Consider the following 13,892-nt stretch of genomic DNA (forward strand, 5'->3'; position numbering starts at 1 on the left):
GGCAATGGAACTCAGCATCAGGAACGTCCGCAAGGAGTTCGACCGCTTCCCGGCGCTGCACGACGTGTCCCTCGACATCCGCTCCGGCGAGCTGATCGCGCTGCTCGGACCGTCCGGTTCGGGCAAGACGACGTTGCTCAGGCTGATCGCCGGGCTCGACTTCCCGACCGAGGGCAACATCCTCTTCGGCGACGAGGACGCCTCGTTCAAGTCGGTGCAGGAGCGCAATGTCGGCTTCGTGTTCCAGCACTACGCGCTGTTCCGGCACATGACGGTGGCCGACAACATCGGCTTCGGCCTGCAGGTAAGGCCGGGTGCGACACGTCCCGCCACGTCGGAAATCCGCCGCCGCGCGAGCGAGCTGCTCGACCTCGTGCAACTGTCCGGTCTCGAGAAACGCTATCCGAGCCAGCTTTCCGGCGGCCAGCGCCAGCGCGTGGCGTTGGCGCGCGCGCTGGCCATCGAGCCGAAGGTGCTGCTGCTAGACGAGCCGTTCGGCGCGCTGGACGCGCAGGTGCGCCGCGAGCTGCGCCGCTGGCTGCGCGAGATCCACGACGCGACCGGCCACACCACCGTCTTCGTCACGCACGACCAGGAGGAGGCGCTGGAACTTGCCGACCGGGTGGTGGTGATGAGCCAGGGCAAGATCGAGCAGGTCGGTTCGGCCGACGATGTCTACGACCGGCCGAACTCGCCCTTCGTCTACGGCTTCATCGGCGATTCCAGCGCGCTCCCGGTGCGTATCGAGGCCGGCGAAGTGTGGCTGGACGACCGAACGGTGGGACTGACGGCGAAGGATGTGCCAGACGGCGAGGCGACGCTCTATTTCCGCCCGCATGACATCGACCTTCTGGACGGCTGCGGCGGCTGCATCGCCGGCACGCTGGCCGCCAGCCGCCGCGTCGCGGGAACGCGGCGCGTCGAGCTGGAGGTCGGCGGCCGCGCCGAGCGGGTCGAGATCGAGATCCCGCTCGACCACCCCGCCGCCTCGAAGAGCCGGATCGCCTTCCGCCCGCGCAAATGGGCGGTCTATCCGAAGCGGTGACGGACAGCGCTCAGCTCAGTGCGCGCGCTCAGCTTCCCGTGACGGCGCCGGCAATGGTGCGGATGTTGTAGCGCATCATGTCGACATAGGTCGCCGCTGGCCCGTCCGGCGGCGACAGCGCGTCGGAATAGAGCGCGCCGCCCACCTTCAGGCCGGTTTCCTTGGCGATCTGCTCGATCAGGCGCGGATTGGTGATGTTCTCTACAAACACCGCCGCGGCCTTGTCGTCCTTCACCTGGTCGATCAGCTTCGCCACGTCGGCCGCGGAGGCCTCGGCCTCGGTCGAGACACCCTCCGGCGCGAGGAAGGTGATGCCGTATTCCTTGGCGAAATAGCCGAAGGCATCGTGCGAGGTGATGATCGCGCGCTTCTCGGCCGGGATCGCGGCCACGTCGGCCCGCAGCTCGGCGTCGAGCGCCTTGAGCGTCTCGGTGTAGGCGGCGGCGTTCGCATTGTAGCTGTCGCAGCCGGCGGCGTCCGCAGCGCAGAAGGCGTCGGCGATGTTAGCGACGTAGATCATCGCATTGGGGATCGACTGGAAGGCGTGCGGGTCGAAGGCGCCGTGGTCATGGGCCTCATGCCCGGCCTCCGCATGTTCCTCGCCTTCGTGCGCGTGCTCGCCCTCGGCATGCTTGTCATCGTCATGCCCCGCCTCTTCGTGGCCGTGCTCATCCTCCGCGGTGGGGATAGGCGTTACGCCCTTGGTGAGCTCGACGATGGGAGCCTTGGTGCCGCTGGCCTCGACGACGCGGTTGATGAAGCCCTCGAACTTGAGGCCGTTGGCGAGCACGACTTGCGCATCGCCGATGCGGGCGGCGTCCTGCGGCTTCGGTTCATAGACATGCGCGTCGCCGTTGGGTCCGACGAGGACTGAAAGGTCGATCCGGTCGCCGCCGACCTGCTTGGCCATGTCGCCGATGATCGAGAAGGTCGCGACGACCTTCAGCGGCTCCGCCTGTGCACCTGCGGGAAGGGTGGTCAGCGCGGTCGCAGCCAGAAGGATCGAAGCGAGGGATGTTCTCATGGTCGGGTCTCCTATGCAGTGCGGTGACGGTGGGCGCGCACGCGCCCCTGAAGACGCCGCGCGGGGCGGCGAGGATCGACGCAGCGTAGATCACGCCGGCCGACAGGATGATCGCCGGGCCGGACGGCAGTTCGGCGTGGTAGGAAAGGAGCAGTCCGGCGATCGACGAAGCGATGCCGATCAGGATCGACGCTGCCACCATCGGGCCGATGCGCGTGGTCCAGAAGCGGGCGGCGGCGGCCGGCAGCATCATCAGGCCGACCGCGAGCAGCGTGCCGAGCGCCTGGAAGCCACCGACGAGGTTGAGCACGACCAACGCCAGGAAGATGAAGTGCGTCGGCGTGCCGAGCCGGCTGACGGAGCGCAGGAAGAGCGGGTCGAGGCACTCCGCCACCAGGGCGCGCCAGAACACCGTCACCGTCACCGCGGTGACGAGGCAGACCGAGGCGATCAGCCACAGCGCGTCGTCGGTCAGCGCCAGCACCGTGCCGAACAGCACGTGCATCAGGTCGACCGAGGAGCCGCGCATCGAGACGAGCAGCACGCCGACGGCGAGCGAGATCAGGTAGAACGCGGCCATCGAGGCGTCCTCGCGCTGCACGGTGAGCCGCGACACCGCGCCCGCGCCCAGCGCCACGACCATGCCGGCGATCAGGCCGCCGATCGTCATCGGCACGATCTCCAGCCCGTAGAGCAGGAAGCCGATCGCCGCGCCCGGCAGGATTGCATGCGCCATGGCGTCGCCCGTCAGGCTCATGCGCCGCAGCATCAGGAACACGCCCACCGGGCAGGACGACAGCGACAGGAGCACCGAGCCGAGAAGGGCGCGCTGCATGAAGACGTAGTCGGCGAAAGGGCCGACCAGGAAGTCGTAGGCCGCGCTCATGCCGCCCTCGGGCCGTGATGGTGGTCGTGACCGTGGTGCGAATGGTCGTGGCCGTCGTGGGCATGGTTGTGCTCCGGCTCGCACCACGGCGCATCCTCGCTCCAGGCTTCGGTGAAGCGGCGCGCCTTGAGCAGGTTTTCTGGCTTCAGCACCTCCGCCGTTGCACCCCAGGCGACCGGCTGGCGGGCGAGAAGCAGGGTCTGCGGGAAATGCTCGCGCACCAGATCCATGTCGTGGCTCACCACGATGATCGTGCGCTTCTCGCCGTGCCAGCGTCCGATGAGCGCGACGAGGTCGGCGACCGTGCGCGCATCGATGGCGTTGAACGGCTCGTCGAGCAGGATGAGGTCGGCGTCCTGCACGAGGACTCGGGCAAAAAGGGTGCGCTGAAGCTGACCGCCGGACAGGGTGTCGATCGGCCGTGCCTCGAAGCCTTCGAGCCCGACCGCCGAGAGCGCCCGGGCCACCGCCGCACGGTCCTCGCCGGTGATACGTCCGAGCAGGCCGCGCTTTGGCCAAAGGCCGAGCGAGACGAGGTCGACGACGCGGGCGGGAAAGCCGCGATCGATCTCCGACTGCTGCGGCAGGTAGGCGATGCGCAGCGACGGATCGCGCACGCACTCGCCGGACATCGGGCGCAGCATGCCGACGATCCCCTTCAGCAGCGTCGACTTGCCGGAACCATTCGCGCCCACGACTGCCGTCAGCGTGCCGCGCGCGATCGTGCCGCTCAGGTGATGCACTGCCGGATGGCTGTCGTAGCCGAGCGTCAGGTCGCGAAAGGTGAGGCAGGGCTGGGTCATCGTCTCTCCGCTTGCGGCATGCGCCGCGAGAGGCGATCTACCTATGTTATGTTATTACATTCGTCAATCGCAAAAGGTCGCTCCGGCATCACCCGACGGAGGGCGCAGCGCCGGAAACCGCAGCGTGATTGACGCACGTCAAAGACCGGTCGCCTAAAGAATGTCACTCGACGCCATACTCTTCGTAGCGAGGCAAGCGTGGCCAAAGTTACCCCCTCCGACGGTTCGGTCACCTTGCGGGTGGTCAAAGACGGCGCCCCGGCGCTTTCCTTGCGCGACATCCTCGGCGATGCGGCGCCCAAGCCGTCGCGCTTCGGGAAAGGGGCATGGCGCTGGCTGCTGATCGGCGCGGCCCTTGTCGCCGCCGGCTATTTCGCCTGGGCCTATTTCGCGCAGGGCAGCGGCTACGTCTACACCACGCAGAAGGTCGGCAAGGGCGATCTCACCGTGGTCGTCACGGCGACCGGCACCGTGCAGCCGATCACCCAGGTCGACGTGTCGAGCGCCATATCCGGCATCGTCCGCAAGGTGAACGTCGACTACAACAGCGTCGTCTATCGCGGCGACGTTCTGGCCGAACTCGATGCCGATACCCTCCAGGCTGGCGTCGCCAGCGCGCGCGCCCATCTGGTCGTCGCCAACGCCAATGTCGCCAAGGCCAAGGCGACGGCCGACGCGTCGATTGCCACCTACGAGCGTCAGTCGGCGCTGTTCAACCGGGGCGTCATGTCGGCGCAGACGCTGGAGGACACGCGTCTGACCATGGATGCCGCCGCCGCAGCGCTCAAGGCCGCGGAGGCGGAGGTGCTCGTCGCCGATGCCGATCTGAAACTGGCCGAGACGAATCTCTCCAAGACGCTGATCACCTCGCCGATCGACGGCGTGGTGCTGACGCGCGACGTCAACGAAGGCTCGACGATCGCCGCCTCGCTGTCCGCGCCGGTGCTGTTTTCCATCGCCGACGACCTGAAGCGCATGGAGGTCCAGGTCGACGTCGACGAGGCCGACATCGGCGACGTCGCCGTCGGCCAGTCGGGCACCTTCACGGTGGATGCCTATCCCGACCGGGCGTTTCCGGCCGAAATCACCAAGATCCGCTTCGTCTCCGAGACGATCAACAATGTGGTGACCTACAAGGCCCTGCTCTCGGTGGACAACACCGAACTGCTCCTGCGGCCCGGCATGACCGCTACGGCGGACATCGTGGTCAACACGGTCCGCGCGGCCCTGCTCGTGCCGAATGCGGCATTGCGCTATACGCCGCCGCTGGAGGAAAGCTCCGGCGGTGGGCTCTTCAGCATGTTCAGGCCGCCGAACATGGGCGCGGTGACGACGCCGGACCTGCCGGGCGGTTCGCGCACGCTGTGGGTGATGCGCGACAAGGCGCCGGTCGAGGTGACCGTGGTGACCGGGGCCACCGACGGCCAGAATACGGAGGTGAAGTCCGGCGACCTCGCGGAGGGCGACGCCGTCATTCTCGACGCCGTCGCGGCCAATTGAGATGGCCGTTCCGGTCCCGCCGCCACTGATCGAGTTCCGCGCCGTGACTAAGGTCTACGGCAGCGGCGAAGCCGAGGTGCGGGCGCTCGACGGTGTCGACCTTGCCGTGGCACGCGGTGAGTTCGTCGCCATCATGGGTCCGTCGGGCTCGGGCAAGTCGACGGCCATGAACGTCATGGGCTTTCTGGACGAGCCGACATCGGGCGAATATCTGTTCCAGGGCGTTCCGACGAGCCGGCTCGATCGCGACGAGCGGACCCTGCTGCGCCGCCATATAATCGGCTTCGTCTTCCAGGGTTTCAACCTGCTCGCCCGCACCACCGCGGTGGAGAACGTCGAACTGCCGCTGATCTATCGCGGCATGAACGAGATGGACCGGCGCAAGCTCGCGCTGAAGGCGCTCGGCCAGGTCGGCCTTGCCGAGCGGGCGAACCACACCTCGGCGCAGATGTCCGGCGGCCAGCAGCAGCGCGTGGCGATCGCGCGGGCCATCGTCACCAGCCCGATGGTCCTGCTCGCCGACGAGCCGACCGGCAACCTCGACACAAAGATCAGCCGCGAGATCATAGCCATCGTCACCCGCCTCAACGCGGAGGAGGGCCTGACCGTGATCATGGTCACCCACGAGGACGATATCGCCGCCTATGCGCGCAGGGTGATCCGCTTCGTCGACGGCAAGATCGAGTCCGACAGGGTGCAGGAGCCGGCCAGTGTTCTATGAGACGCTGAAACTTGCCGCCCAGGCGATCCTGCGCAATCCGATGCGCTCGTTCCTGACGATCCTCGGCATCGTCATCGGCGTCGCGGCGGTCATCGCGATGGTGACAATCGGCAACGGTGCGACCGCCCGGGTGACCGAGGAACTGGGCAAGCTCGGCAGCAACATGCTGTTCGTGCGGCCGGGCCAGTTCGGGCCGGGGCGCGCCAGCACCCAGGCGAAATCCTTCACCTCCAAGGACGTCGCCGCGATCCGCGACCAGATTTCCGGCCTGCGCGCGGTCGCACCGATGGCGCAGACGTCGGCGACCGTCATTTTCGGCGGCGAGAGCCGGCAGAGCACCGTCGCCGGCACCAATGCCGATTATCTCGTCGTCGGCGACTGGACGATTTCGGCCGGCCGCTCCTTCCTGCCGGCAGAGGAGCGCGGCACCGCCGTATGCATGATCGGCGACACCGTGCGCGGCAAGCTGTTCGGTAGTTCGCAGCCACTCGGCAGAAGCATCCGGGTCGGCAAGGTCTCGTGCGAGGTGATCGGCGTGCTCGGCGAGAAGGGGGACTCCAGCATGGGCACGGACCAGGACGATGTCGTCCTGATGCCGCTGCGGACCTTTCAGCGCCGCATCTCCGGCAACAGCGACGTCGACACGATCCTGGTCTCGGCACGCAACGGCGTCGCCACCAGCAAGGTCCAGGGCGACGTCGAGCGCCTGATGCGCGAGCGGCGCGGCATCGCCTCGGGCAAAGAGGACGATTTCTCGGTCAACGACATGGCGCAGATCGCCGCCACCATGGCCGGGACCACCAGCATCCTGACCGGCCTGCTGGGCGCCGTCGCGGCAGTCAGCCTGCTCGTCGGAGGCATCGGCATCATGAACATCATGCTGGTCTCCGTGACCGAACGTACGCGCGAGATCGGCATCAGGCTCGCCATCGGCGCGCTCGAAAGGCAGGTCCTTACGCAGTTCCTGGTCGAAGCGACGGTGCTGGCCCTGTTCGGCGGCGTCGTCGGCATCCTGTTCGGCCTCGGCCTTGCCTTCGGCGTTGGCGTCTATCTCGGCATTCCCTTCGTCACCAGCCCGAGCATCATTGCGCTTGCCTTCGTGTTCTCGGCGCTGATCGGCATGGGGTTCGGTTATTTCCCGGCCCGCCAGGCGGCGCGGCTCAATCCGATCGAGGCGCTCAGGCACGAATAGGAACCAACTGGTCCCGCCTCAGGATGCTGCGGGAGAGGTCGGTTGGCGATCGTCTCGGGGCGACAACCGGTTTGCCGGTCCGAAAGGGCAAAGTGTCTTGACGCGGAGCCTTGAGCGCGCTTTGTGTCCGCTCCCGGAGGATTGTTTCATGCACCACGACCCGATCGTCATCGTCGCAGCCCGCAGGACGCCGATGGGCGGCTTCCAGGGCGTCTTGAAGGACAAGACCTCGCCGGAACTTGGCAAGGTCGCCATTTCCGCGGCGCTTGCGCAGGCGGGACTTGGTCCGGATGAGATCGACGAGGTGATCATGGGCTGTGTGCTGCCGGCCGGTCTCGGCCAGGCGCCGGCCCGCCAGGCAGCACTCGGCGCCGGCCTGCCGCAGTCGGTGCCCGCGACGACGGTCAACAAGATGTGCGGCTCCGGGATGAAGGCTGCCATGCTCGGCTACGATTCGATCGCGGCGGGCTCCGCCGGCATCGTCGTCGCCGGCGGCATGGAGAGCATGACCAACGCGCCGTACTCTTGGAAAAGGCCCGGGCCGGCATGCGGCTCGGCCATGGCCGCGTGATGGATCACATGTTCCTCGACGGGCTGGAGGACGCCTATGACAAAGGCCGCCTGATGGGCACCTTTGCCGAGGACACCGCGCGCGAGCTGCAGTTCACCCGCGAGGCGCAGGACGAGTTCGCGCTCGCCTCGCTGGAACGCGCCCGCCGCGCCATCGCCGAGGGCCGGTTCCGCAATGAAGTCGCGCCGATCGGCGACATCGTCGACGACGAGCAGCCCGGCAAGGCCAAGCCCGAGAAGATCCCGACGCTCAAGCCCGCCTTCCGCGCCGACGGCACCGTGACGGCCGCCAACTCCTCCTCGATCTCCGATGGCGCGGCCGCCATCGTCATGATGCGGATGTCCGAGGCCGACCGCCGCGGCATCTCGCCTTTGGCGGTGGTGCGCGGCCATGCGAGCCATGCCCAGGCGCCGGCCTGGTTCTCGACCGCGCCGATCGGCGCGATGAACAAGGTGCTGGACAAGGCCGGCTGGTCAACCGGCGACGTCGACCTCTACGAGATCAACGAGGCCTTCGCCGTGGTCGCGCTGGCAGCGATGCGCGAGCTTGGCCTGCCGCACGACAAGGTCAACGTCAATGGCGGCGCCTGCGCGCTCGGCCACCCGATCGGCGCCTCCGGCGCACGCATCCTCGCCACGCTGCTGGCCGAGATGGAGGCCCGCGACGTCAAGCGCGGCGTCGCCTCGCTCTGCATCGGCGGGGGCGAGGCCACCGCGATGGCGGTGGAGCGCATCTGAGCGCCTCAGCGCGTGGCGCCCGCCCGCCGCGCATTGTCTGCGATCGCCTCGACTACCTGCGCGTAGCGCGGGGCGGGGAGGTCGTGGCCCATGCCTTCGATCTTCAGGAAGCGCGCTCCCGCGATGTGCTTGGCAATGTCCTCTCCCGCCATGATCGGCACCAGCGGATCATCAGACCCGTGGATGACGAGCGCGGGCGCGCGGATCGCGCCGAGCAAGGGACGCAGGCTGCCGGTCGCCGCGATGGCCGCGACCTGGCGGCTCGTGCCCGCGGGATCGAGGCCGTGCGCCAGCTCGCCGAGGATCACTTCGCGCTGGGCGTCGGCGTCGAACGGATACCCCGGGCCGGCGATCCGCCGCGCGAAGGCGATCGCATGCGCGACATATCCCTCGAGGTCCGTCGCGGGCGACGGCCCCGGCCGCATCATCATCGCCATGACCTCCGGCTCGGCCTGCGGCAGGCCCGGCGCGCCTGTGCTCGACATAATGGCGGTAAGCGACAGCACCCGCGCCGGATAGGTCGCGGCAATAAGCTGCGCGATCATACCGCCCATCGAGCGGCCGACGATGTGGGCTTTGTCGATTTCCAGCGCGTCCATTAGCCCGATCGTGTCGGCGGCCATGTCGGCGAGCGTGTAGGGCACGTCGGGCGTGGTTCCTGTTGCCGCTGCCGCTGCAAGTGCTGCGAAGTCGGGCACCGGCGTGCCCGAGAGATGCGTTGAGCGGCCGGCGTCGCGATTGTCGAACCGGATGACGTGGAAGCCGTTGGCGGCGATGCTCGAACAGAACGCGTCGCTCCAGCGCAGCATCTGCGTGCCGAGGCCGGCAACGAGCAGCACCGTCTCGTCCTGCTCCGAGCCGAAGCTCTCATAGGCAAGGGTGATTCCGTTGGACCGGACAGTTGGCATGGCACGACCTCGTCTTCACGCTCGCAGGCGCAAGACAGAGGGATCGCCGGCGAGGCGGAATTCTATCCAGGTAAAAATAGCCGGAGTCAATAATACCCGGATAAAATAATGGCCGCTGCTCGATGAGCGGAGCGATGCCAGGTGCGCTGGTCGTAGAGAGCCGCAGCACGGCTCCGCCCGATGTGCGCAGGCTGCGCCTCACACCTTCAGGCCGATCTCGGCCTGGCCCTCGGTGCCGAAGATCTTCAGGTAGCGCTCGATCTCGGACTTCTCGCCGGTTGCCTTCAGCGGATTGTCAGAGAGCTTCACCGCCGGACGACCATTGGCCTCGACCACCTTGCAGACCAGCGAGATAGCGTTGAGGTTGTCGATCTCGCGCGGTGCGCAGCCCTCGAAGTCGTTCGTCAGGTTGGTGCCCCAGCCGAACGCCATCCGGACCTTGTCGTGGAAGTGGTGGTAGGCGGCGACGATCGTGTCGACGTCGAGCCCGTCGGAGAAGATCAGCAGCTTGTCGCGTGGATCGCGGCCCTTCTCCTTCCACCATTTGACGATGCGTTCGCCGCCCTCGATCGCGGGGGCGCTGTCGGGACGGAAGCCGGTCCAGTCGGCAACCCAGTCCGGCGCGTCGCGCAGGAAGGCGGCGGTGCCGAAGGCGTCGGGTAGCACGATCAGCAGGTTGCCGCCGTAATATTTCTCCCAGTCCTTCAGCACCTGGTAGGGCGCCCACTTCAGGTCCTTCTCGCTGTCGGCGAGCGCTGCCAGCACCATCGGCAGCTCGTGGGCGTTGGTGCCGACCGCCTCCAGGTCGTTGTCCATGGCGAGCAGCACGTTGGACGAGCCGGTGAAGGCGTTGCCGAGCCCTTCCTTTAGCGCCTCGACGCACCAGCGATGCCATAGGAAGGAATGGCGGCGGCGGGTGCCGAAGTCGGAGATGCGCAGGTCGGGCAGCTGCTTCAGCCGCTCCACTTTGTCCCACAGTTTTGCCTTGGCGCGGGCGTAGAGGACGTCGAGAGAGAAGGGGCCGAGCGAGCGCATCGCGGCACGCGAGCGCAGCTCGTTGATGATCGCGAGCGCCGGGATCTCCCACATCGAGGTGTACATCCACGGGCCGGGGAAGGTGAGCTCGAACTGGCCGTCCTTCTTCGTCAGCTCGTAGTCGGGAAGCTGAAAGTCCTTCAGCCAGTCGAGGAACTCAGGCGAGAAGATCTGCTTGCGGCCGTAGAAGGTGTTGCCGGCGAGCCAGATCATCTCCTTCTTCTTGAAGCGGAGCGTGCGGGCATGGTCGAGCTGGTCGCGCAGCTCCTCGATGTCGATCTCGTCGGCGAGCCTGAAGCGGGTGGCGCGATTGATGAGCTGGAAGGTGGCGTCGACCTTCGGGTAGACGCCCCAGATCATCTGCAGCATCAGGAGTTTGTAGAAGTCCGTGTCGAGCAGGGATCGGACGATCGGGTCGAGCTTCCAGGTGTGGTTGTACACCCGGCGCGCGATGTCGGTCTTGGTGGCCATGCTGAACTCTTCCCTCTCTCCGCGGAACTTCCTAGGCGCTGCAACGCGGAAAATCCAGCCGGGTGAAGCGGTTGTGCGGTGTCCGGCTTGCACAGAATCCGGAGAATTGCGCTAGAGTGCGCGTGATGCCTCGTTCCCTCACGCTCCCCTCCGGCCTGCCCGCCGCCCTCTCGCTCCTCTTCTTCCCGACTGCAGCCTTCGCGCATGCCTCCGACCGCGGCTATGTGCTGCTCCTGCCGACCGGGCACTACATCGCCGGCGGGGCGCTTGCCGTGGCAGCCAGTTTCGGCGTGCTGTGGCTGGTTCCCACCGGCGCGCTCGGGCGGCTCGCCGTGCCTAGGCTGACGCTCGCCGCTCGCTCGCCGGACCGACGCGCTGCGACGAGCTGGATTTCCCTTGCGGTGCTCGCGTTGCTCATTGTCGCGGGTTGGCTCGGCAGCCGCGACCCGCTGTCGAACCCGCTGCCGCTCGTCGTCTGGACGCTGTTCTGGATCGGGCTGACGATGCTGACGGGGCTCGGCGGAAATCTGTTCGACTGGCTCGATCCCTGGCGCGGCCCGGCGCGGCTTCTCGGCAGGGAGAAAGGTGCCGCGCCCTCATGGCTCGACCGTCTCGGATACGCGCCCGCGATCGTCCAGTTCGCCGCCTTCGCCTGGTTCGAACTGGTCTATCCCGCGCCCGACGATCCGGACCGGCTCGGCTGGGCGGTGTCGGTCTACTATCTCGTCAATCTCGCCGGCGTGCTCGCGGTCGGCCATGCCGCCTGGACCGCGCGCTGCGAGCCGTTCTCGGTGTTCTTCCGCATCGTGTCGAAGCTGGCCATCGTAGAGTGGCGCAACGGCAGGCTGGCGCTCTGCCTGCCGGGCGGGAAGCTCGTCAATGCCGAGCCGCTGCCGGTCTCCGGCGTGCTGTTCCTGCTCCTGGCGCTTGGCTCGGTCTCGTTCGACGGGCTGATGCGCACCTTCGCCTGGCTGGGCGCGATCGGCGTCAATCCGCTGGAGTTTCCCGGCCGCTCGGCGGTGATGGTCGAGAACACGGCCGGGCTCGTGCTGATGCCGGCCCTGCTCGCGGCGGCCTTCTTCGCCGCGGTTTGGGCAGGCGAGAGGCTGTCGGGCGAGCCGGTGCCGCTCGCCCGTGCGACCGGCACGCTGGTCTGGTCGATCGCGCCGATCACGCTCGCTTACCATGTCGCGCACTACCTGATCGCGCTGCTGGTCAACGGCCAGTACGCGCTGGCCGCGATCTCCGATCCGTTCTCGCGCGGCTGGAACCTGTTCGGCACGGCGGACAACTATATCTCCGCCGGCCTCGTCATGGGGCCGGGCGCGGCGTGGATCCTGTGGAACCTCCAGGCGGGCGCGATCGTCGCCGGCCATGTGCTCGCCGTCGTGCTGGCGCACATGCTCGCGGAGCGGCTGCACACGCGTCCGGGGGCGGCGGTGCGGAGCCAGATACCGCTGACGGTCCTGATGATCGGATATACCGTGTTCGGGCTTTGGTTGTTGTCGACACCGACCGGAGCATGACTTAGGAATAGCGTCGTCGTCGGCGTAGACAGCCGGCATTAAGATTTGCAATCGTTCATTTTTTTCGTCCTTCGCCGTTGACCGGAATTTGGGCTGGCAGGCGAGGCACCAAGCTAAGGGGAACAGCATGGTTGAAGAGCAGGCAAAGGTCAGCTTCCTCCGGAAGAGCATCAACCGACGTACCGCGCTCAAGGGCATCGGTGCCAGCGCCGGACTGGCGCTCGGCCCGGGCTACGTCCGCTATGCGCAGGCGCAGTCCTCCGCGCCGATCAAGATCGGCTTCCAGGCGCACCGCACTGGCATCGGCGCCTCCTATGGCCGCTGGTACGAGAAGACAACCACGGCGGCAATCAAGGCGATCAACGCCGCCGGCGGCATCAACGGCCGTCCGGTCGAGATCATCACCGAGGATGACGGCACCGACGCCAAGCGCGGCCCGGAAGTGGTCGAGAAATTCGCCAACCAGCACAAGGTCGACGTGGTCTACGGCACCCTGTTCAGCCATGTCGTGATCGCCTCGTCGCCGGCCGCGGGCGAGCTGAAAATTCCCTATTACGTCGTGTCGGAAGGACACCACGTCGCCTCGACCAAGATGAACCGCTACGTGTTCCAGCCGGGCATCACCGACGTGAAGAGCCAGATCCAGTCGACCGCGCCGTGGATCGCCGCGAACTACGGCAAGAAGATCACGCAGATCTTCCCGGACTTCGCCTTCGGCCACGACCACCGAGACTACCTGCCGCCGGCGCTGAAGGCGCAGGGCGCCGACGTGGTTGCGCAGATCGCGATCCCGCCGACGGAGACCTCGTTCACCAAATACTTCCCGCAGATCCCGGCCGACACCGACGCAATCTACCACGTCATGATCGGCCCGGCCGTGCTGACCTTCGTCAAGGAGCTCGGCGAGTTCTACGGCTCGAACCGGCCGCAGCTCTTCGGCTTCATCGACTCGCTCGAAGCCGTCGACATCAACTCGCCCGGCCTCGAATTCCTCGACGGCAGCCACTTCTGGGAAGGCGCTCCGCGCTATGCCCAGGCCGATGATACCGAGGCGATGAAGGCCTACCGCGCCGCCGTCGGCATCGACGAGAACGGTGCCGCCGTCGGCGACCCGAAGGATGTCTCGACCGCCGCCCACATGTTCGGCTGCTGGGAGACGCTCTACGTCATCAAGCAGGCGATGGAGGCCGCCGGCTACCAGGGACCGCAGGACCGCGCCAAGCTGGTCGAGGCAACCGAAGCGCTGACCGAGTTCCCGGAAGGGCCGGAGCATCCTCAGGGCGCCAAGACGTTCAACGGCAAGATCCACCAATGCTTCGGCATCCAGAACATCTCGAAGGTCGAGGGCGGCAAGCTCAAGGTCGTGCACAAGACCAAGATCGAGGACGGCCTCTACGAGCCCGAAGGCGACTACACGACACAGCCGCTCTGAGGCACGGGCCTTGCAGGGTAATGACGAGGTATATACCTTGT

General features: G+C 67.1%; 10 protein-coding genes and 2 pseudogenes. 7 read left to right on the forward strand and 5 right to left on the reverse strand.

Going from position 1 to position 13,892, the window contains the following annotated elements; genetic code table 11:
* Window positions 1–4 precede the first annotated feature (4 nt).
* Window positions 5–1,045 (forward strand): sulfate/molybdate ABC transporter ATP-binding protein, encoded by a 1,041-nt coding sequence (locus LRS09_RS16315; RefSeq protein ID WP_257807865.1) that lies wholly within the window; start codon window positions 5–7, stop codon window positions 1,043–1,045.
* Between the two features lie 28 nt (window positions 1,046–1,073).
* Here the strand turns inward: LRS09_RS16315 and aztC are convergent, their stop codons facing one another.
* The 3 genes and pseudogenes from aztC to aztA form a co-directional block, all read right to left on the reverse strand.
* Window positions 1,074–2,069, reverse strand: a complete 996-nt coding sequence (aztC, locus tag LRS09_RS16320) for a zinc ABC transporter substrate-binding protein AztC (protein WP_257807866.1) — start codon at window positions 2,067–2,069, stop codon at window positions 1,074–1,076.
* Window positions 2,070–2,080: 11 nt separating this feature from the next.
* Window positions 2,081–2,955: pseudogene (gene aztB / locus LRS09_RS16325) on the reverse strand (zinc ABC transporter permease AztB).
* A complete protein-coding gene (gene aztA, locus LRS09_RS16330) occupies window positions 2,952–3,758 on the reverse strand; it encodes a zinc ABC transporter ATP-binding protein AztA (protein ID WP_257807868.1) in 807 nt (268 codons plus the stop codon). The pseudogene aztB and the gene aztA overlap by 4 nt, the downstream one beginning before the upstream one ends.
* Window positions 3,759–3,956: 198 nt before the next feature.
* Here aztA and LRS09_RS16335 point away from each other — a divergent pair, with 198 nt between their 5' ends.
* The 4 genes and pseudogenes from LRS09_RS16335 to LRS09_RS16350 all read left to right on the forward strand — a co-directional run bounded on the left by LRS09_RS16335 (window position 3,957) and on the right by LRS09_RS16350 (window position 8,479).
* Window positions 3,957–5,258, forward strand: coding sequence for an efflux RND transporter periplasmic adaptor subunit (locus LRS09_RS16335; protein ID WP_257807869.1), 1,302 nt, complete (start codon window positions 3,957–3,959; stop codon window positions 5,256–5,258).
* 1 nt (window position 5,259) lies between these two features.
* Window positions 5,260–5,979 (forward strand): ABC transporter ATP-binding protein, encoded by a 720-nt coding sequence (locus tag LRS09_RS16340; RefSeq protein WP_257807870.1) that lies wholly within the window; start codon window positions 5,260–5,262, stop codon window positions 5,977–5,979.
* Window positions 5,969–7,171 carry an ABC transporter permease gene (locus LRS09_RS16345; protein WP_257807872.1) on the forward strand — a complete coding sequence of 401 codons (1,203 nt, stop codon included), beginning with the start codon at window positions 5,969–5,971 and terminating at the stop codon, window positions 7,169–7,171. The genes LRS09_RS16340 and LRS09_RS16345 overlap by 11 nt, the downstream gene beginning before the upstream one ends.
* A 148-nt stretch (window positions 7,172–7,319) precedes the next feature.
* Window positions 7,320–8,479 (forward strand): annotated as a pseudogene (locus LRS09_RS16350) (acetyl-CoA C-acyltransferase).
* 5 nt (window positions 8,480–8,484) lie between these two features.
* On the opposite strand, the gene LRS09_RS16355 reads toward LRS09_RS16350, so the two are convergent.
* Entirely contained in the window at window positions 8,485–9,387 is a 903-nt protein-coding gene (locus tag LRS09_RS16355) for an alpha/beta fold hydrolase (protein ID WP_257807874.1), read from the reverse strand.
* Window positions 9,388–9,585: 198 nt separating this feature from the next.
* Complete coding sequence (pncB, locus tag LRS09_RS16360; protein WP_257807875.1) at window positions 9,586–10,893, reverse strand: nicotinate phosphoribosyltransferase; 1,308 nt, start codon at window positions 10,891–10,893, stop codon at window positions 9,586–9,588.
* A 125-nt stretch (window positions 10,894–11,018) separates the two neighbouring features.
* Here pncB and LRS09_RS16365 point away from each other — a divergent pair, with 125 nt between their 5' ends.
* The gene (locus LRS09_RS16365; protein WP_257807877.1) at window positions 11,019–12,419 is read left to right on the forward strand and encodes a hypothetical protein; all 1,401 of its coding nucleotides are present in this window, start codon (window positions 11,019–11,021) and stop codon (window positions 12,417–12,419) included.
* A 127-nt stretch (window positions 12,420–12,546) separates the two neighbouring features.
* Window positions 12,547–13,851, forward strand: coding sequence for an ABC transporter substrate-binding protein (locus tag LRS09_RS16370; protein ID WP_257807878.1), 1,305 nt, complete (start codon window positions 12,547–12,549; stop codon window positions 13,849–13,851).
* The last annotated feature ends 41 nt before the right edge of the window (window positions 13,852–13,892 follow it).

Source organism: Mesorhizobium sp. J428 (assembly GCF_024699925.1).
Lineage (GTDB): Bacteria > Pseudomonadota > Alphaproteobacteria > Rhizobiales > Rhizobiaceae > Mesorhizobium_A.